The sequence below is a fragment of the Moraxella sp. CTOTU49803 genome (assembly GCF_032097965.1).
Taxonomy (GTDB): domain Bacteria; phylum Pseudomonadota; class Gammaproteobacteria; order Pseudomonadales; family Moraxellaceae; genus Faucicola; species Faucicola tetraodonis.
The window spans coordinates 15,385-34,637 of sequence record NZ_DAMCJP010000003.1; the positions used below are offsets into that span (position 1 = coordinate 15,385).

15 protein-coding genes and 1 tRNA gene (1 of these 16 running past the window's edge) are annotated in these 19,253 nt (G+C 45.3%); 9 read left to right on the forward strand and 7 right to left on the reverse strand.

The window, feature by feature from the left end; genetic code table 11:
- Positions 1 to 123: 123 nt before the first annotated feature.
- Positions 124 to 1,494, forward strand: a complete 1,371-nt coding sequence (gene gorA / locus RT422_RS05535; RefSeq protein ID WP_313421597.1) for a glutathione-disulfide reductase — start codon at positions 124 to 126, stop codon at positions 1,492 to 1,494.
- Positions 1,495 to 1,581: 87 nt separating this feature from the next.
- On the opposite strand, the gene RT422_RS05540 is transcribed toward gorA, so the two are convergent.
- From RT422_RS05540 to potA, 5 genes are read right to left on the reverse strand one after another with little or no spacing between them, the layout of a single operon-like run.
- Positions 1,582 to 2,103, reverse strand: coding sequence for a hypothetical protein (locus RT422_RS05540; protein ID WP_284035253.1), 522 nt, complete (start codon positions 2,101 to 2,103; stop codon positions 1,582 to 1,584).
- A gap of 53 nt (positions 2,104 to 2,156) precedes the next feature.
- The gene (locus RT422_RS05545; protein ID WP_313421598.1) at positions 2,157 to 3,299 is read right to left on the reverse strand and encodes an extracellular solute-binding protein; all 1,143 of its coding nucleotides are present in this window, start codon (positions 3,297 to 3,299) and stop codon (positions 2,157 to 2,159) included.
- Positions 3,300 to 3,309: 10 nt separating this feature from the next.
- Positions 3,310 to 4,113 (reverse strand): spermidine/putrescine ABC transporter permease PotC, encoded by an 804-nt coding sequence (potC, locus tag RT422_RS05550; RefSeq protein ID WP_076773925.1) that lies wholly within the window; start codon positions 4,111 to 4,113, stop codon positions 3,310 to 3,312.
- Between the two features lie 10 nt (positions 4,114 to 4,123).
- Positions 4,124 to 5,056, reverse strand: coding sequence for a spermidine/putrescine ABC transporter permease PotB (gene potB, locus RT422_RS05555; RefSeq protein ID WP_313421599.1), 933 nt, complete (start codon positions 5,054 to 5,056; stop codon positions 4,124 to 4,126).
- Positions 5,049 to 6,236 carry a spermidine/putrescine ABC transporter ATP-binding protein PotA gene (potA, locus tag RT422_RS05560; protein WP_409520115.1) on the reverse strand — a complete coding sequence of 396 codons (1,188 nt, stop codon included), beginning with the start codon at positions 6,234 to 6,236 and terminating at the stop codon, positions 5,049 to 5,051. The genes potB and potA overlap by 8 nt, the downstream gene beginning before the upstream one ends.
- Before the next feature lie 388 nt (positions 6,237 to 6,624).
- Here potA and RT422_RS05565 point away from each other — a divergent pair, with 388 nt between their 5' ends.
- The 3 genes from RT422_RS05565 to gloA all read left to right on the forward strand — a co-directional run bounded on the left by RT422_RS05565 (position 6,625) and on the right by gloA (position 9,716).
- Positions 6,625 to 8,229, forward strand: coding sequence for a DUF2252 domain-containing protein (locus tag RT422_RS05565; RefSeq protein WP_282842486.1), 1,605 nt, complete (start codon positions 6,625 to 6,627; stop codon positions 8,227 to 8,229).
- 120 nt (positions 8,230 to 8,349) lie between these two features.
- Positions 8,350 to 8,991: a carbonic anhydrase gene (locus tag RT422_RS05570; RefSeq protein ID WP_284035249.1), complete on the forward strand. Its 642-nt coding sequence runs from the start codon at positions 8,350 to 8,352 to the stop codon at positions 8,989 to 8,991.
- A 230-nt stretch (positions 8,992 to 9,221) separates the two neighbouring features.
- Positions 9,222 to 9,716: a lactoylglutathione lyase gene (gene gloA / locus RT422_RS05575; protein ID WP_313421601.1), complete on the forward strand. Its 495-nt coding sequence runs from the start codon at positions 9,222 to 9,224 to the stop codon at positions 9,714 to 9,716.
- A 67-nt stretch (positions 9,717 to 9,783) separates the two neighbouring features.
- On the opposite strand, the gene hemF is transcribed toward gloA, so the two are convergent.
- The gene (gene hemF / locus RT422_RS05580; RefSeq protein WP_313421679.1) at positions 9,784 to 10,779 is read right to left on the reverse strand and encodes an oxygen-dependent coproporphyrinogen oxidase; all 996 of its coding nucleotides are present in this window, start codon (positions 10,777 to 10,779) and stop codon (positions 9,784 to 9,786) included.
- Between the two features lie 366 nt (positions 10,780 to 11,145).
- On the opposite strand from hemF, the gene RT422_RS05585 reads away from it, so the two are divergent.
- The 5 genes from RT422_RS05585 (at position 11,146) to RT422_RS05605 (ending at position 18,990) form a co-directional block, all read left to right on the forward strand.
- Complete coding sequence (locus tag RT422_RS05585; protein ID WP_007115891.1) at positions 11,146 to 11,328, forward strand: hypothetical protein; 183 nt, start codon at positions 11,146 to 11,148, stop codon at positions 11,326 to 11,328.
- Between the two features lie 219 nt (positions 11,329 to 11,547).
- A complete protein-coding gene (gene smc / locus RT422_RS05590; protein WP_313421602.1) occupies positions 11,548 to 15,195 on the forward strand; it encodes a chromosome segregation protein SMC in 3,648 nt (1,215 codons plus the stop codon).
- A 158-nt stretch (positions 15,196 to 15,353) separates the two neighbouring features.
- Positions 15,354 to 16,301 carry a cell division protein ZipA C-terminal FtsZ-binding domain-containing protein gene (locus RT422_RS05595; RefSeq protein ID WP_313421604.1) on the forward strand — a complete coding sequence of 316 codons (948 nt, stop codon included), beginning with the start codon at positions 15,354 to 15,356 and terminating at the stop codon, positions 16,299 to 16,301.
- Positions 16,302 to 16,486: 185 nt separating this feature from the next.
- Positions 16,487 to 18,508 (forward strand): NAD-dependent DNA ligase LigA, encoded by a 2,022-nt coding sequence (gene ligA / locus RT422_RS05600; RefSeq protein WP_313421605.1) that lies wholly within the window; start codon positions 16,487 to 16,489, stop codon positions 18,506 to 18,508.
- A gap of 203 nt (positions 18,509 to 18,711) precedes the next feature.
- Positions 18,712 to 18,990, forward strand: a complete 279-nt coding sequence (locus RT422_RS05605) for a hypothetical protein (protein ID WP_312276965.1) — start codon at positions 18,712 to 18,714, stop codon at positions 18,988 to 18,990.
- 242 nt (positions 18,991 to 19,232) lie between these two features.
- Here RT422_RS05605 and RT422_RS05610 read toward each other — a convergent pair.
- Positions 19,233 to 19,253, reverse strand: a tRNA-Lys gene (locus RT422_RS05610) (it continues 155 nt past the right edge of the window).

The window sequence follows — 19,253 nt, forward strand, 5'->3', positions numbered from 1 at the left end:
AAAAAAGCTAATTTGTTTTATTTTATCAATGAGAAAGGTGAGAATTAACAACTTTTCTTGCTACCAAAACTTGGTAAAATAACCGTATATGAGTTTGAAGATAACCAAAAAACAGGAAGAATTATGAGCAAACATTATGATTATATCGCGATTGGTGGTGGGTCAGGGGGCATTGCATCCATCAACCGTGCTGCCAGCTATGGTAAAAAATGTGCCTTGATTGAAGCCAAGCAGCTAGGCGGTACTTGCGTCAATGTGGGCTGTGTACCCAAAAAAGTGATGTGGTATGGCGCCAATATGGCAGCAGCGATCCATCATTATGCGCCTGACTATGGCTTTGATTTGGATGTTAAACACTTTGACTTTGCCAAATTGGTACAAAGTCGCCAAGCTTATATCAGCCGTATTCATCAGTCGTACAACAATAGTCTTAAAAATAACCAAGTCGATGTGATTCATGGTTTTGCCAAATTTGCCGATAAACATTCCGTTGAGGTGTATAAAAATGACGGCACAATAGAGACCATTACCGCTGACCATATTTTGCTAGCGATGGGCGGTCGACCTGTTCGCCCCGCGATTGAAGGGGCAGAGTTAGGTATTGACTCGGATGGTTTTTTTGACTTGACCGAGTTGCCACCGCGGGTAGCGATTGTGGGGTCAGGCTATATCGGTGTTGAGATTGGAGGGGTGATGAATGCATTGGGCTCAAAGACTCATCTGATTGTGCGTAGCAAGCGGGTGCTCAAAAACTTCGATGCCGACATTGTTACCACGCTTACCCATATCATGCACGATGATGGCATTGAATTTCATTATGGATTGCTGCCACAACAAGTACGCAAAAATCAGGACGGCTCATTGAGCATTGAATTATCAAACAATGAGACCTTGACGGTGGATTGTTTGATTTGGGCAACGGGTCGCGCACCTGCAACCGATACTATCAATCTTGATAAAGCGGGCGTTGAAGTCAATGAGCAAGGCTTTGTCAAAGTCGATGCCTATCAAAATACCAATGTCGAAGGTATCTATGCGGTGGGCGACATCATCGAACATGGTATTCAATTGACCCCAGTGGCGGTGGCAGCAGGTCGCAGACTATCTGAGCGCTTGTTTAACAACAAACCCAATGAGCATTTGGACTATAACCTAGTGCCGAGCGTGATTTTTAGCCACCCACCGATTGGTACGGTGGGGCTCAGTGAAGAAGAGGCGGTCAAAGGCTATGGCATCAATGCGGTTAAAGTCTATAAATCCAGTTTTACCCCGATGTATAGTGCAGTGACCAAGCACCGTGAGCCGTGCCACATGAAGCTGATTTGTGTGGGTGAGGAAGAAAAAGTGGTGGGCTTGCATGGCGTAGGTTTTGGCGTCGATGAGATGATTCAAGGTTTTGCTGTGGCTATCAAGATGGGCGCAACCAAACGTGACTTTGATGATACCGTGGCGATTCATCCTACTGGCTCAGAAGAGTTTGTCACCATGCGCTAGGCGGATTTTTAGGGTAAAAAAAGCGGGCTTATGATTAAGTCCGCTTTTTTCGCTTTTAAACTGTTAAATTTTTACTCTTTTATTCTTTTACTCTGGGATTTGTAAATCAGTGATATCAGGGTAAGCTTGTTTGATAAACTCAATTTGTGCAGGGGATTCGATACGTACGATATACCATTTTTTAGTGTCATCCACCTTATCTTGAATCGCCACGACATGGCTGTTGATAGTGATATCATCCATCGTGAATGTTGTGGGGAATATCACATACTCGCGCCCAGTGGTCGACTGATAGACTTTGGCTTTGCTCAAATTATAGCGATAGCTAAATTTGGCGGTAGCCATATCTTTGAAAGTGTCATCTGCTGCTTGTATCATATGGGTTTTGAGGGTGGCAGCATCCATATCAAAACGCTCACCGATTACCACAAAAATTTGCGGCGGCATCAACGCCATAATCGGCGCGATTTGTTTGGCTTTGATGCTATCCACCACGATTTGCATATGTTGGTCAATGATACGTTCATCGGCTTTATCATAGGCGACAGCTGATAACGATAGCGGTAGCAATGAGAACCCTAACATAAGCTTTTCTATTTTTGACTTCATAGATACTCCTTTATTTAGTGTATTTTTTGGTACCGCTCTTTACCAATTTTATGTTACATATCCACTTTGAGCCTGTCCCAATACTTCTGATATAGCGCCATTATCTCATCGCCAACGTCCTCACGGAACATGGCATGTTTTAGCAAATCAGCTGGCGGATACACAATCGGATTGTTGGCAAGCTCAGGTGGCATCTCTTTTTTTGCCGCCTCATTGGGCGAGCCGTAGCCGATTTCTTCGCTAATCATGGCAGCGTATTTGGGTCGCAAGATAAAATCGATAAACTTATGCGCGTTGTCGTTGTTTTTGGCATTTTTGGGGATGACCATGTTATCCATCCACATAATAGCGCCTTCTTTTGGATAGACAAAGTCGAGCTCTGGCATCCCTTGGTCTTGCGCCATGATGACTTCACCGTTCCAAGCCAAGCCCAAGTAAGTTTCCCCTTCCATAAACGGCATGCGTGGTGCATCTGAGTTAAAGGTGCGCACATTGGGCATCAGCTTGGTGAGTTTTTCATACGCTTGTTTTATGGCTTCAGGATTTTTGGTGCTGCCGTTATAGCCAAGGGTCAATAGACTCATGGTGAACACGTCACGGATGTCATTCATCAGCATGACACGCCCTTCATATTCCGGTTGCCATAAGTCATTCCAGCTGCTCAAGCTTGCTTTAGCAATGCGTTTGGTATTGACTGCAATGCCTGATGAGCCCCACAGATAGGGAATACTAAACTTGTTTTCAGGGTCAAAAGGGGCATTGATAAAGGTTTTGCCAAGGTTGCCAAAATTGGTCAATTTGGCATGGTCAAGCGGCTCAAGCATCCCTTCTTTACGCATTTTGTCGACAAAATCCGTTCCTGGAAATGCCACATCATACTCACCACTGCCATTCATCAGTTTGAGCTTGGCATACATGGCTTCGTTAGAATCAAAGGTGCTATAAATAACGTCGATACCTGTCTCTGCGGTAAAATCTTTAAGCACTTGGTCAGAGATATACTCCGTCCAGTTATAAACATTGACGACCTTGCCGCCTTGACTGGCAGTAGGCTCAGACGCCGCAGTGCTAGTCGCGGTTTCGCTCGCTTTTTGACAACCCGTTAGATTACTTGCCAGACCCCCTGTTAAAACGGCGCCGCCAACACCCAAGCCATACCCTAAAAAACGTCTTCTATTGAGCATCCGAGAAATCATATAAGTCTCCTTAACGTTTTTGGGTCGATGGTAGATTCATCGACTTTTTGGCAAGTAATAATTGCGAGATAATCAGACCCAGTAGCGAGATTGCGAGCAAGATTGTGCCAACGGCATTGACTTCAGGTTTTACCCCAACACGCACCATCGAATAAATCTGTAATGGTAAAATCTCAAATTCAGGTCCTGTATTGAACGTCGATACCACCACATCATCAAGTGATAGGGTAAAGGCAAGCACCCAGCCCGCCAAAATCGCAGGCAAAATAATCGGTACAAGCACGGTACGAATCATGGTAAATTCATTGGCACCCAAATCACGCGCCGCTTCCAATACGCGGGTGTCGAGGCTAGATAGACGCGCAGTCACCGTAATCACCACAAAGGGAAGACAAAAGGTAATGTGGGCAATTAGCAACGTCACAAAACCCAGCTGTATCCCCACAATCAAAAATAACGCCAATAGCGAAATCGCCAAGACAATCTCAGGTGACATCATCAGCACAAATAGCAAGCTTTGTAGTATCGATTTACCTTTAAAGTCATAACGCTGTAACGCTAACGCCGTCAAACCGCCAATCGCAGTGGAAATCGTCGCAGCCACTACCGCCAATATGACTGAGTTGATGGCAGCTTGTACCATCGCGGCATTACTAAATAACTCGCTGTACCAATGGGTACTAAAACCGCCCCACTGATAGCCGACTTTTGAGGCATTAAACGAGAAAATCACCATCACCGCAATCGGCGAGAACATCAGCAGATATACGATGGTCAAATACAGGCGAGACAGCCATTTTATAGTATTAGACATAGCGTCCCCCTTATGCCACTTCGTTGTAGTCAGTTTTGCCAATACGTTTGCTGCTGGCTCGATACGCGATAATCAGCAATGCCATGGCAAGCGTCAATAGCACGGACGCCGCGGCACCAAATGGCCAGTCACGGGCATCCAAAAACTGCGATTTGATGATATTACCCACCAGCAAGTTGCGTGAACCGCCCAAGATATCCGCCACATAGAACATGCCCATGGCAGGCAACAGCACCAGCAATACCCCTGAAATAATCCCTGGTGTAGTGAGCGGTAAAATCACGTGCCAAAAGGTTTGTAGCTTGTTAGCACCCAAATCTTTGGATGCCAAAATATAATCATCACGCAAATCCACAAATACTGCATACAGGGGCAGTACCATAAACGGAAACAGCAGGTACACCAAACCGCCAATCACAGCTTTTTGGGTATATAAAATTTGCAGTGGCTCGTTGATAAGCCCAAGGTTAATCAGCAGGGTGCTAAGTAGACCATTGGCCGCCATGATGAGTTTCACCGCATACAGACGCACCAATGAGTTGGTCCAAAACGGAATCACTAGCAATAACATCAATAATGACTGCCATTTCTTATCCGCTTTACTGACCAAGTAGGCAAATGGATAACCGAGCAGCAAACAGATAATCGTCGTCATCCCTGCCATCGACAGCGAATGTAAAAACACTTTTAAATAAAGCGGGTCAATCAAGCGAATATAGTTGTCGAGGGTGACAGGCAATGTTAAAAACTTATCTTCATTACGGGTCAAAAAACTGGCGGCAATCACCAAAATATTGGGAATCAGAGCAAAAATAATCAACCATGCCCAAATCACAAACAGGGTCGCACGCTGAAAGCCGCGCCCGCCTTGTTTTGTCACAACAGGGGCAGGCGTGTTAGCAGTCGAAATGCTAGAGGTCGAGGGTGAAGTAGTATTATTCATCTGGCAAAATCCACTCCCAACCATCGACCCAGTCAATACGCACTTCTTGACCCAGTTTATAGTTAAAATTAGGATCGTCTTCGTTAAAATACTCTGACGTTTTGACGATATTACCGTTTTTTAATTGAATCACAGAATCTAGGGTACTGCCTTTGTAGGCACTGTCTACCACGTTGCCGATTAAGCCTTCATGACCTTCATGGGTGTAGTACACGCGGATATCTTCAGGACGCAGCAGTAAGTTGACATTTTGACCGACTTGCACGTCAAATTTTGGACGGGGTAATTCACGAACCGGATGAAAACCGTCATTTTGCTCGACCACTTCCACTTTGATGCTAGATGGGTTGACCTCTAACACTTTACCTTTAAACAAATTGGTTTCACCAATAAAGCTTGCGGTAAATAAATTGGCAGGCGATTCATAGATACCAATGGGCGTATCAATTTGCTGGAATACGCCGTTTTTCATGACGGCAATCCGGTCAGACATCGACAAGGCTTCTTGTTGGTCGTGGGTCACGAATACAAAGGTAATACCCAGTTCACGCTGCAAGCGTTTGAGTTCTGATTGCATTTGCTCACGTAGTTTGGCATCGAGCGCTGATAGAGGTTCATCAAGTAGCAGCATTTTTGGGCGATTCACCACGGCACGGGCGATGGCGATACGCTGCTGCTGACCCCCCGACAAATCTTGCGGACGACGATTGATGGTATGGTCAAGTTGCACCATTGCCAGCGCTTCACGCACCCGCTGGTCGATTTCGTTTTTGGGCACGCCTTTAAGTTTTAGTCCATAGGCGATATTGTCGTACACGTTCATGTGCGGAAACAGGGCATACTGCTGAAACACCGTATTAATCGGACGTTTTTCCGCAGGTAAGCCTGCAATATCAACCCCTTCTAACTGCAAACTACCGGCATTGGGTAGCTCAAATCCGCCAATCAAGCGTAGTAGGGTAGTTTTGCCACAGCCAGAAGGACCCAGCAGCGTCAAAAACTCCCCGTCATAAATATCTAGATTGATATTTTGCAAAATTTGGGTATCGCCATAAGATTTGGATAAATGACGGATTTGCAGTAGTACAGGTTTTTGGTTGCTCGGCTGGGCGCTATCAGGCATAGCTGATGGTGCGTTTAGGGTGGTTTGTGGCGTTGATGCGGACGTTGATGCAGACATAGGCACAATCTCACGGCAAGGCTAAAATAGCGGGCTAAAATGGCATATTTATGCTCCGGTCAAGCAATCAGCATGACAACATAAATACAGAGTTTTTCGATAGTTTCACCTGTGAAAATACAGTTAAAAGTTGCATTCAGTATAACGGCTAAAATTAAAAAATGTTACTGAAAATTGACCTGCTGTTCATAAAATTTTAGTGGCTAATTATTGGCTAATTTTAGGGGCGAATAACGGGTTGATTTGGCACAAATAAGCAACGCAACTTTTTACCAAAGCCATTAAAATAGCAAGCTTGAACGACTTTTATGTGATGATAATTTAGCCAGTGACCGATTGAATATTTACCTGTTGAATATTTACCTATTGAAAATTTAAGAGACACACCATGCCTAGCAAAGAAAAGCCTCAAAACCCAACGACTGAAACAACAACCACTCAAACAGGCGCAAACAATACGGCTTCTCAAACCACGGCTAACAAAATACCCTCAAAAAAACCAACCGCTAAAGAAACAGCCACCAAAAAAATAGCAACGGACACAGCAGCCGCGCTGCCCATCGCTATCGCTTTACCCAAATCCTTACAGCATGCTCGGTGTGTGGATTTGACGCGCCATCGCTACCAAGGCAAGCTACTAACCCAAGCAGATAGTATTGCACTCGGCAAACAGCAGCGTAAGGCGTACCCATTAAAAACCTTGGCTGCCATCAGCCAACGTCCGACTGCCATCGACGCGCTCAGTCTTTATCATTGGTCGAATCAAGGTCGGTTGACAGCGTTACTACCCATACGAGCCAAGCGCATGAGTGTATCGCCTTTTACTTTTTTTCGCGGGATGCCCGCTTTGATGCTGTTTGACCAAGCATGGCAGGGGCAACATTCTGGGCTATTTCAGCAGATTTGCGGCGATTGTCATGTCAGTAATTTTGGTGGTTATGCCAGTCCTGAACGCAATTTATTATTTGGTATTAATGATTTTGATGAAACCATCGTTGCGCCATTTGAATGGGATTTGCAGCGACTGGTTGCCAGTATTTTAATCGCCAGTCAAAGTTTTAAGTATGTAGAATCGGTGGGCTATAAGGCGATAGAAAAACTGCTGACCAGTTACCTTGATGGATTAGAAGCGCATTGCAGCTTGTCACCGCTACAAGTGTGGTATGAAAAAATCGACACCCATAAAATATTGGCAAATACCGAAGACGTGACTGTTCGTAAACGCCGTCACGCCGATTTTGAAAAAGCCAAAAAAAATGATGCGGTAAAAATGCTGCCAAAATTGACTGAGCGTGATACTGTCACAGGGTTACGCGCGTTTAAAACGGACGGTGAATTGCAGCGACCACCACGCCGAGAACAGCCATTTTTTGGCGGTAGCCACGCTTTTTTTGACGCTTATCGAGATACCCTAAAGTCAGATAGACAAGTGTTGTTTGACCGGTATGATTTTACCGATGTGGCGCTCAAAGTAGTTGGGGTGGGAAGTGTCGGTACTGTGTGTGCGGTGGCATTATTCCAAGATGCCGACCATGAGCCGCTGATATTGCAAATGAAGCAAGCCAAAGCGTCTATCTTGACACCCTTACTGGCAAAACAATTTAGCCATCAAGGCAAACGCGTGGTTGAGGGGCAACAATTGATGCAGGCATCGAGTGATATTTTCTTGGGCTATGCATCGCTCGATAACTTTGAAATGGATTTTTATGTCAGGCAGCTGCGGGACATGAAGTATTCGGCGTCTCTTGAGAGCATGGCAGCTGCCCATTTTTACGAATATATTGAAAGCTGTGGACATGCCTTAGCGCATGCGCATACCAAAGCGGGCAATGCCGATACGCTTATGGGCTATCTGGGCAATGGTAATGAAATCATCCCTGTCATGCAAGCGTATGCCGAGCAAACTGCCGCTCGCAATGCCCAAGATTATGCGCAATTTATGAACCAAATAGCCGATGGGCATATTACTGTGGCAGGCGATGAGGTATTATAGTAGCTATACAACCGTCTTGAAAAAAATTTTGAGTTTTAAAAAGTTTGAATTGATAAAAAATATCGCGTTTTATATCATCACAAAGTTCGTTATTATCATAGGGTGAAAGGAGAAAACCAAATGCCAAACAGTCACTTACCGCGTCCAGAAACTGCCGAGCAAGCGCTCGAGATGCTCAAACAAGGCAACGCACGATTCGTAGAGAATTTGCAAAACCCCCAATCAACCTTGCTAGCGTCTAATGCACTTACCCATGTGCATGAACCGTTTGCGATTATTTTGGGGTGTTCTGATGCGCGCGTCCCCGCTGAGATTGTCTTTGATCAAGGGTTGGGCGATTTATTCGTTATTCGTGTAGCAGGCAACGTAGTCGCGCCCTCTCAGATTGGCTCGGTTGAGTTTGCCGCTGAAAAATTCGGTACCAAGTTAGTCGTGGTGTTGGGTCATTCACATTGCGGCGCGGTGACGGCTTGTGTGGAGACACTGATCAATCCTGATCAGCAGTTTTCCCCCAATTTACGTTCGATTGTTGACCGTATCCGTCCCAGTGTTTACAACTTGCATGAAATCTATACTGCCAATGGACAAGACATTGACGCGCAAGAGTTGATTAATCGGGGTATTAAAGCCAACGTGCGTATGTCAGTCACCCAGCTCAAACACGGCTCTCGCATTCTTGAAGATGCGGTTAATAATGGTAGCTTAATTATTGTTGGGGCGGTGTATGATTTGGACACGGGTAAAGTGACATTTATTGAGTAGCCAGTATTGAATAGCGAATAGTGAATAGTAAATAGCGAATTGAGTAACTTACCTAAGGGTAATGTTATGAACCATGATGTTATGAGAAATGAAGGCTATATTTTTACCCAAAAGTTAAGTAAAATTAAAAAGTATTGAATTTTTGGCAAACTGTCGCTATTAATGAAGTTTAGTCAACGTCTTTCTTTTAAGGTTTTTTCTTTTAGAGGCATATTACAATAAGGATCACTATGTCAAACTTGTCCGCTACCAATGAGTTTATCTTTAATCACACTATGCTTAGGGTGAAAGACCCGCAAGTGTCGTTGGCTTTTTATCAAGATGTATTAGGCATGACGCTACTACAAACCAAACGCTATCCACAAGCGGAATTTGATTTGTATTTTTTGGCAAAGCTCACCGATGAACAGGTGGCAAATTTGCCGACCGATACCGCCGCTTTAGCCGCATTTACCTTTAGTCAGCCAGGGGTGCTAGAATTGACCCATAATTATGGCACTGAGTCTGATGCAGAGTTTCATTATCACAGTGGCAACAGCGAACCACAAGGATTCGGGCATATTTGTTTTGCCGTGCCAAATCTGCAAGAAGCGGTTGCCTGGTTTGAGCAACATCAAGTCACCTTTAAAAAACGCCCTGAAGAAGGTGCGATGAAAGATATTGCCTTCATCTTGGATCCAGATGGCTACTGGATAGAAATCGTACAACCAAATCTAATGGGTTAATCGCCCATTAAAAAAAGGGCAACTGTGATTGCCCTTTTTTATTGTTTTTTATTAAGATTGTGTCTTATTAAGCTTTGAAATTTAGCCAATCTCTGGGTTTTAGATAAAAATCCGTGAGTTCAAATTCAGGCGTTCCTGCAATGGGCTCATAACGATATTCCCAGCCGGTGAGCGGCGGCAGACTAACCAAAATCGACTCAATGCGCCCGTTTGATTGCAAGCCAAACAAGGTGCCGCGGTCATACACCAGATTGTATTCGACATAGCGACCGCGGCGATATAACTGAAAATTACGCTGCGACTCGCTATAGCGGGCGTTTTTGCGTTTCTCAAAAATTGGGATAATACCTTCAAGATAGCCATTGCCTACCGCCTGCATAAAGGCAAAGCATTTATCAAAATCCCAACCCATACTAAGGGTGTTCAAATCATCATAAAACAAGCCGCCGATGCCACGTTGTTCGTTACGATGCTTTAAATAAAAATACTCATCGCACCACGTCTTAAACTTGGGATAAACGTCACTCCCAAACGGCGCGCACAAATCATGACACACTTGGTGCCAATGCACGCAGTCTTCCATCACGGGATAAAACGGCGTCAAATCAAAGCCCCCACCAAACCACCAAATTGGCTCGTAGCCTTCTTTTTCCGCGATAAACATCCGCACGTTGGCATGACTGGTTGGCACGTTGGGATTGGTCGGATGAATCACCAGCGAGACACCGAGTGCTTGTGCTTGGCGACCGGCAAGTTCAGGGTGGCGAGCGGTGGCAGTGGCTGGCAGATGGTTGATAACAATGTGGCTAAACATCACCCCGCCTTTTTCGATCACTTTGCCGCCTTGGAGCACATTGGAGCGACCACCGCCCAAATTTTGATGAGTGCCTTGCTCAGTGGGTCTCTCCCAAACATCAGCGACAAATTTGGCATTGCTGGCACCTTCAGCGTATAGATTAAACCCGCCAGTGGCTTCTTGGTGTTCTAGCGCTTGGCATATACGGTCTTGTAAATCAAGTAAATAAGCGCGAACGGCTTGAACATTGGGTGAGGAGAGCAGCATAGACATAGCAATAGTTCTTTTAAAAATTTTTAGCGATTAAATTTTAGTGGTTGATTTTTAATGATTATTGTAACACATAATCACGTGGGTAAAATTTAGCGTATTGGGCGTATTGACTGATGATACGCATAAATATTTACATAAAACCCTTAAAAAAATCGTCACAACCGCTACCCAAACGGTCAGAAAACTCATAAAATGCCATGACGTCTTGATAACATGATTGATAAAATTAAGTTGAGATTTTATAAGCTGATTAATCTAGTGATACTGATTGACCTAGTGATATAGTTATTGGGATCATATAGTTATCGGACTATCAAGTTATCAGATGGATGATTACATTAACCGTTTTTGGAGAAAACTATGAATAAATTATTAATCGCATTAGTGACGGTCATCAGCCTTGTGGGCTGTGGTAAAAAAGAAGAAGCCAAAACTGAAACCACCACCACGACGACAACGACCACCACAACAGCGTCTGCACCCGATAATACAGCAACTGCAACGGCAAATACAGCGACTGCTACTGCGTCACCGGCAAAATAATAGTGGCGAAAACATGATTGATAAAACCGCTAATCCACTTGGCGGTTTTTTTATGCTTTTTTTTATGCCATAGCAGATTTATCAACTTAAGGCTTTAGCAGGTTTAGCCTGATTTCTGTGTACCAATTCAGCATAGATCAAGCCAGCATAGATTTAATGAATAATCGCTAAAATTTTGCTAAAATAAGCGCCTTTTTTTGATACCTACACTCTAGCAACATGCGGTTAAAACAGCTCAAACTGGCAGGCTTTAAATCCTTTGCCAACCCTACAACGTTTCATTTTCCCAAAACCATTACCGCGATTGTCGGTCCCAACGGCTGCGGCAAATCCAACGTGATTGATGCCATCCGCTGGGTGCTGGGCGAATCCTCTGCTAAGCAGCTTCGTGGCGGCGCGATGAGTGATGTCATTTTTGCCGGCACGCAAGACAAGTCCGCCAAAAGTTTGGCAAGCGTAGAATTGGTGTTTGAACATACCCGCGGCGAAGATGGTAGCAGCGGCATCCACCACGCGCTCAATCTGTATCAAGAATTATCGGTACGTCGGCAAATCAATAAAGAAGGCAAATCCGATTACTTTATCAATGGCACCAAAGTACGCCGCCGCGATGTGGTCGATATTTTTTTGGGCACAGGTCTTGGCGCGCGCTCGTATGCGGTGATTGAGCAGGGTATGATAGGGCGTATCATTGATGCCAATGCGTTGCAGCTACGAGAGTTTATCGAAGAGGCATCGGGCGTGTCGCGCTACCAAAGCCGGCGTGATGACACCCAAAAACAGCTCGATACCGCAACCGATAATTTAGCGCGGCTGCATGATATGGTCAGCGAACTGACCAGCCAACAAAAACGCCTAGAAAAACAAGCCAAAACGGCACAACAAGCCCAGCAATGGCAACAAGCGCAGCAGGCGATCAGTGAGCAGCTACTCATCGATGACTATGGGCGGGCATGGCAAAAACAGCAAACACTCGCGGCAGATTTTCAAGCGATGCGTGAGCGCGTGGATGCCCAGCAAATATTCATTGAAGGATTAATCGAGCAGCAGCAACTTGCCCAGCAGGCTCTGACTGAGCAACAGCAGACTCTACAAACCCAGCAAAATCTTGCTAAGGATTATTGGCAGCAGCAGCATGAAACGCAAAGTCTACTGAAACAAGCTGAACAAGCCCTTGCCAATGACCAACAACGCCAAAATGTCCTCAATGTTGAATTGGGGCGTTTTGCAGCGTATCAACAAGAGTTGCAAGCACAAAAGCAGCAAGCACAACTGCGTATTGAAGGCTTACCCGACCAGCTTGAACAGCTCACCGCACAGTTGCGCCAATTGCGTGATGAACAAGATGATTGTAAACAGCAGCGTGAGCACATTGCAAAAAATTTAGTGGCATTAAATAAGCAAAAGCAAGACGTAGAAAAAAATCTTGCCGTCAGTGAAAATGCACTCAAACACCATGCCAGCCAACAACAGCGCCAACAACAACGCCAAAGCGAACATGACAAAGCCGTATTGGCATGGCAGACTGCTAAGGCCACATTTGACCAGCAATTTGCAGCGTTTGATGACAACGAGCTAGACACGCAAATAACGAGAATCAGTGATGAGATTAATCGTCTTGAAGCCAATATCATCGCCCGTCAAGAATCTATCGCTGACCAAGCTGATGAAGTTGACAGCTTAACCCGTCAGCATCGCCAAGCTGAGCAGCAGTACCAAGCGTGGCAAACCGAGCACGCGACACTCCAAAATTTGCTAGCACAACAAGAAACTGCCCTTGCCCAAGTTATCCACCATTCAGCTAATCAAGAAAATAATAGCAGTTTGCCAAAACTCATCAGTCAACTGCAATTGGCCGAAACAGGTAAGGGGTATGCCAATGTTTTTGATACCCTAGTTACGGTATTTGCCAAATGGTCTATCGCGGCTGACCAAGATTTTGCCCAAATCATCCATGACCATGCGGTGTTTATTGATAATCAATCAGCTTTACCTAACACCTCGAAAAATAACCCATCAAATAGCCATCTAATAGAAGGTTTTTTGCCACTGTCTGCTTTGATTGCGGCGCCCAATCTGGCTATTTTTCAGCAGGTTTGGATCAGTGCGACGCCACTTGACTGGGCAGATGTGCAGGATAAAGGGCTGATTGAGTATTTACCAACGGGCGATTGGTTGCTGGTGCAGACATCAGCGCAACAACTGATACTCTGTAATCAGCAGCTGCTGATTAACCTAAGCCATTTGTTGCAAGCTGAGGGTCAGCAGGTTATCAGTTTTAGCCAGCAGTTGATGAATGAAGCCCGTATTGAAGAGCTTGATGAACACTTAGCGCAGCAACAACCGCAACTGCAGCGTCTAGCCAATCGCTTGCAACAAGCGAGAGTTAGTCTGCAAGAATGGCAAGCACAAGACCGAACTGCGCGTAATCAACTGCTAAGCCTAACCCAGCAACAACAGCAATGCCAGCAACAAAAACTACAACAGCAGTATCACTATCAATCCGCACTCGATAAACTTACGCAAGATAAAAAACGCCTCGACAGTGATAGCGAGCGTCTACAACAAGAGGGGCTAGGTTTTGCGGACAAATTACAGCAAGAGCAACAGCGGTTTTATGAGCTAAGCAACACGCTTTCGCAATTACAACCGCAATTGCAGCAACAAATCAGCGAGCGCCAGTCACTCGATGAGCGTTTAAACCAGTTTGCCAGTCAGCAGCGCGAGCTAGAACAACAACAAAATCGCATCACCCAAACACTGGCAACCGGACAATTGCAAATCACCGCAAGTGAGCAGCAACTTGCCAAAGCTTGCCAAGACCAAGCAAGATTCACCAGCGAGCAGCAGCTGCTGAGTCATAAAATTAGCGAGCAACAGGCACGCTTGCCACAGCTACAACAGCAACTCACGTTGGACTCGACGCAACTGCAAACCGCCAATGACAGCGTTACGCAATTGACAATCACCTTGAAAACCATGGAAACCGAGCTACATCAAGCGCAATTGGGTGTGCAAGAGTCTCAGCAGCAGTTAAGCCAACTACAACAGCAATATCACACCACCGACACCGCATTGGCACTAGCCAAGCAAAACGTCGCATTAATTGGTGAGCAATTGACTGGTCGCAAAATCGCCGTGCCAAAAACTGACAACATTGATTTACTGGGTAGCAGCAAACGCGAGCAACTACAACAACAACTCGATCAGTTAGCATCACAGGTGGTTAATCTTGGGGCAGTCAATCATGCCGCGGTGGCTGAGCTCAGCGAAGTGAACAGCCGCTTAGCGCCCCTTGCTGAGCAAATCTCGGATTTGACCGCAAGCATTGACAAATTGCAACTTGCTATCCAGCAAATTGACAGTCAGACCAAACAGCTTTTTATGGATATGTTGACCCAAGTTAATATCGAGCTTAACAAGCTATTTACCCAAGTGTTCGGCGGCGGGCAAGCGCAGCTGGTATTATCAGACGATACCAATGTCAAAGATGGCAGCGGCAAAGGCTGGCAGTCAGGGCTAGAGCTTATGGCACAGCCGAAAGGCAAAAAGAACAGCCGGCTAGCCCTGTTATCGGGCGGTGAGAAAACCTTGACGGCGTTAAGTTTAATCTTTGCTATTTTTAAACAGCAGCCCGCGCCATTTTGTGTGCTCGATGAAGTCGATGCGCCGCTCGATGACGCCAATGTCGCGCGCTTTACCCGCTTAATTGAGCAGCTTGCCAAAGACGTGCAGTTTGTTTTTATCAGTCATAACAAACTTGCCATGCAAATTGCCGACGAACTCAAAGGTGTGACCATGCCAACGGCAGGGGTGTCCAAGCTGGTCAGTGTCGATATGGCGGAGGTGGAGGCTTATTTGGCATAAGCGATTTTCACCTGTCAAATACGCAAAAAGTCAAGCCTTGTCACGGTTTTTTCTAGCTGATTTTATGAAGTCATGATAGTATAACGGCAAAAATACCGATGTAAAAATTTTTACACTACAAACAGGGTCGTTATCGTCTTTCTCAAAGGTCGTTGTTTATGTCTATCACTCAGCTTATTCTTATCATTCTTGCGGTTGTTGCTATCGTTTGGGGTATTTACACGCTACTAAAATCCATTCGTCAAAAAAACCAAGATGTATTAGCGACTGACGCGATTGAACATGACAAAGATGGTCTACCTATTATTCCACGCCATCAGCGCCCTGAGCCCCAAGAAAGCCAGTTGTTTAAAGCGGAAATTACATCCGACAATCCTAAAGGCGAAGTAAAGCTAAGCGCTGACGATACCGAGTTGCACCTAGATAACTATCCAGCCAGTGGCAGTTTTGCCAATGCCAATGTCACTAAATCTGCCAATGACAAATTATTGGCAGAAACCCATACATTTGTGGAAAACGAAAACGACGCTTTTAGCATGCTTGCCAATGCCACAGAGACTATCACCCCTGTAGTGCATACTTTCGATGAAAATCAGCTAAAAAATGACAGCTTTACCGATAACAGCCCAATTTTGGACACCCATATCCAAGCGCAAATTGACGAAGAACAAAACAGCCCACTCAACAATGCGATTCAAAATATCAACATCAGTATTTTTCCTAATCAGCAGTTTGTCGACATTAAAGGCGATTATTTGTTAGAGCTGATTGACAAGTATGGCTTGAAGTTTGGTGCGATGAATATGTTCCATCGCTACGAAAACAAAGACGGGACAGGCTTATTGTGGTTTAGTCTGATGATGATTGACAATGAAGGTATTTCACCTTTCGATCTCAATCGATTACCGACGCAAACCATGAAAGGCTTGGTATTATTTTTATCCCTACCACACCCACGCCCTGTTCAAGGCTTTGATAGCATGATGAGTATCGCAGGATTGCTTGCCAATGACTTAAATGCCACGGTCTATGACGACACAGGCGAGCCGATTAACAAAGAAAACACCCAAGCCATGCGCGAGCTTGCCATTAATTTTGGTCGATAGATTTTATTAAAATGAAACAAGGTACTCCTCGCGAGTGCCTTTTTTTATTGTAAAAAGTTTTATTATCAAAAGTTTTATGGTCAAAATATTTATTGTTTTGACTGACCTGATGACTGAAAAAATTGACCAAGTAAGCCATCACTTTGTTGTAAAATATCCGTTATCTTTTTTAAATCATAATCATTATGAACACAGCCGCTATTACAGCGCAAATGCGCAAACTCATTGCACAGCTAAAACAACATAACCACGCTTACTACGTCCTAGATAATCCGCTGTTAGAAGATAGCGAATACGACCAACTTCGCCAAGAACTGGTGGCACTAGAAACCGCCCATCCTGAATTGGTACAAAGCGATAGCCCTACCAACCAAGTAGGCGACAAGCCGTTGCCGTTTTTTACCCAAGTCACCCACCAAATACCCATGCTGTCACTGGGTAATTTATTTACCTTTGACGATTTACAGAATTTTATGCGACGGGTCAATGACCGTTTGGCAGTCAATCAGCAAAACCCCGAATATGAAGTCGAGCTCAAACTTGACGGGCTTGCGGTTTCACTGTTGTACCAAAACGGGCAATTTATCCAAGCGGTCACGCGCGGCGATGGTCAAACGGGCGAAGATATTACCCAAAACGTGCGTACTATTCGAAATCTACCCCTGCAGCTGGCGATTGATATACCACGGCTAGAAGTGCGCGGCGAAGTACTCATGCCCAAAGCAGGGTTTGCCAAGCTCAATCGTGATGCACAGGCGAAAGGGGAGAAAACCTTTGCCAATCCGCGTAATGCCGCTGCGGGAAGTTTGCGCCAACTTGACCCAAATATCGCCAAAAGTCGTCCACTGGCGTTTTATGCCTATTCCGTCAATCAAGGCTTACCCGCTGAGATTACCACCCAATCCGATGCGCTTTTTTGGCTAAAAGCGTTGGGGTTTAGCATTAGCGATATCAAAATCGTGCAAACAGCCGCGCAGCTGCAAGCGTATTATCAAGCGGTGATTGAAAAACGCAGTCGCTTACCCTTTGAAATTGATGGCACGGTGATTAAGGTCAATAGTTTAGCCTTACAAGAGCAACTAGGCACTTTAAGCCGTGAACCACGCTGGGCAACCGCCTATAAATTCCCTGCCGAAACTGTGATGACGCGTCTAAATGCGATTGAGTGGCAAGTTGGGCGCACAGGGCAGTTGACGCCCGTGGGCAAACTTGAACCTGTCAATGTCGGTGGCGTCACTGTGAGCAATGTGACCCTGCATAATATCGGTGAAATTCAGCGTTTAGACATTCGAGCAGGGGACATGGTCAGCGTACACCGTGCCGGTGATGTCATACCCAAAGTTACGCGCGTCTGGCAAGATGAACGCCCCGCCAATGCCCAAGTGGTGAGCCTGCCGACGCATTGCCCGGTGTGTGATTCACCCGTTATCATGCCAGAAGGTGAAGCGCTGGCACGATGCACCGGCGGACTATTTTGCCCAGCCCAGCAACAAGAAGCGCTGATTCACTTTGTCAGTCGTAAAGCGATGGATATCGACGGGCTTGGTGAGCGCTGGTTGATTAACTTTTTTGAGCAAGGTATTGTTAAAAATGTCGCAGATATTTATGCGCTGAGCAATCACCGCGACGCGCTTATCAACCTTGAAAAATTGGGCGAAAAATCTGTCGAAAATATGCTGGCTGCCATTGAAAAAAGTAAAGATACGACCTTACCGCGGTTTATCTTTGCCTTGGGTATTGGTGGCGTGGGCGAGAGCACGGCGATGAATTTAGCCATGCAATTTGGCGACTTGCAGCCGCTCATGGCAGCGAGTATTGAAGCCTTACAAAAAACCCCCGATGTCGGTGAAAAAACCGCAGACTCGATTTTTGAGTTTTTTCGTGCCGAGCACAATATCGAAGTCATCAATCGATTATTACAAGCCGGTATTCATTGGCAGCCTGTCAGCCAAGTGCCTGAAGGCAATCAGCCGCTTAAAGGTCAAAGTTGGGTCATTACAGGAACCCTTGAAGGCATGGGACGTGACGAAGCCAAAGCCAAACTGCAAGCATTAGGGGCAAAAGTCTCAGGCAGCGTTTCTGCCAAGACCACCGCACTGCTCGCAGGCGAAAAAGCCGGCAGTAAACTTGCCAATGCTGAAAAACTGGGGGTAAAAGTGGTTACTGAAGCGCAATTCACCGATTTATTGAACACGTATCATGCCTAATATATGCTCGGTATTGTAGAAAAAGTTAATGCAACCTTGAGTAAGCTATTTTTTGCCCAAACTATAGCAAGGTTACTTACAAAACACGTATAAATCAGTCTTTATTCATAACAATAGGGTGAAAAATTTACGCTAATATAACTTCAGTAAGTTGCTAAAAGGAACTAACATTTTAGCAAATGGAAACCCTACTGGAGAAAAGTATGAAATCACTTAAAACACTTGCGGTACTTGCAACACTTGTTGGTTCAACGGCATTAACAGCGTGTGCAACCACTGATGCTTATGGTAACCGTGTCACTACCCAAGGTTCTTCGCGTGTGGCGATGCAAGGTGCGGTAGCGGGTGCAGCATTAGGTGCACTGGCAAAATCAGATGGCGACCGTAGCGACATCGGAAAAGCTGCGGCAATTGGTGCAGCAGCGGGTGGTGCAACAGGGTACATATTAAGTACGTCACCTAACTACCCATACCAAAAATAAGCCTTACTAAAATAAGTCGTAGCTTATCTGAGCAGTTACTAACAGCGCTGCTATCCAAAGCTAAACCTTTAATGGTTTGGCTTTTTTCTTTGCTAAGCGTTAAGCCAGCTATTTGCTGCAATCAAAGATAAGTTCAACTAGGTAATTTTTATTTGTCTAACCTAAACTGCTAGCCTAAATCATAGCGCTAAAAATCAAGGGTATAAAAAAAACCCTTATCAATTCGATAAGGGCTTTGGATATGGTGGATCGTCCGCGACTCG

Excerpts from the sequence above, each read along its gene's own strand:
- gorA (WP_313421597.1), top strand. The coding sequence starts at position 124 with ATGAGCAAACATTATGATTATATCGCGATTGGTGGTGGGTCAGGGGGC.
- RT422_RS05540 (WP_284035253.1), bottom strand. The coding sequence starts at position 2,103 with ATGAAGTCAAAAATAGAAAAGCTTATGTTAGGGTTCTCATTGCTACCG.
- RT422_RS05545 (WP_313421598.1), bottom strand. The coding sequence starts at position 3,299 with ATGATTTCTCGGATGCTCAATAGAAGACGTTTTTTAGGGTATGGCTTG.
- potC (WP_076773925.1), bottom strand. The coding sequence starts at position 4,113 with ATGTCTAATACTATAAAATGGCTGTCTCGCCTGTATTTGACCATCGTA.
- potB (WP_313421599.1), bottom strand. The coding sequence starts at position 5,056 with ATGAATAATACTACTTCACCCTCGACCTCTAGCATTTCGACTGCTAAC.
- potA (WP_409520115.1), bottom strand. The coding sequence starts at position 6,236 with ATGTCTGCATCAACGTCCGCATCAACGCCACAAACCACCCTAAACGCA.
- RT422_RS05565 (WP_282842486.1), top strand. The coding sequence starts at position 6,625 with ATGCCTAGCAAAGAAAAGCCTCAAAACCCAACGACTGAAACAACAACC.
- RT422_RS05570 (WP_284035249.1), top strand. The coding sequence starts at position 8,350 with ATGCCAAACAGTCACTTACCGCGTCCAGAAACTGCCGAGCAAGCGCTC.
- gloA (WP_313421601.1), top strand. The coding sequence starts at position 9,222 with ATGTCAAACTTGTCCGCTACCAATGAGTTTATCTTTAATCACACTATG.
- hemF (WP_313421679.1), bottom strand. The coding sequence starts at position 10,779 with ATGCTGCTCTCCTCACCCAATGTTCAAGCCGTTCGCGCTTATTTACTT.
- RT422_RS05585 (WP_007115891.1), top strand. The coding sequence starts at position 11,146 with ATGAATAAATTATTAATCGCATTAGTGACGGTCATCAGCCTTGTGGGC.
- smc (WP_313421602.1), top strand. The coding sequence starts at position 11,548 with ATGCGGTTAAAACAGCTCAAACTGGCAGGCTTTAAATCCTTTGCCAAC.
- RT422_RS05595 (WP_313421604.1), top strand. The coding sequence starts at position 15,354 with ATGTCTATCACTCAGCTTATTCTTATCATTCTTGCGGTTGTTGCTATC.
- ligA (WP_313421605.1), top strand. The coding sequence starts at position 16,487 with ATGAACACAGCCGCTATTACAGCGCAAATGCGCAAACTCATTGCACAG.
- RT422_RS05605 (WP_312276965.1), top strand. The coding sequence starts at position 18,712 with ATGAAATCACTTAAAACACTTGCGGTACTTGCAACACTTGTTGGTTCA.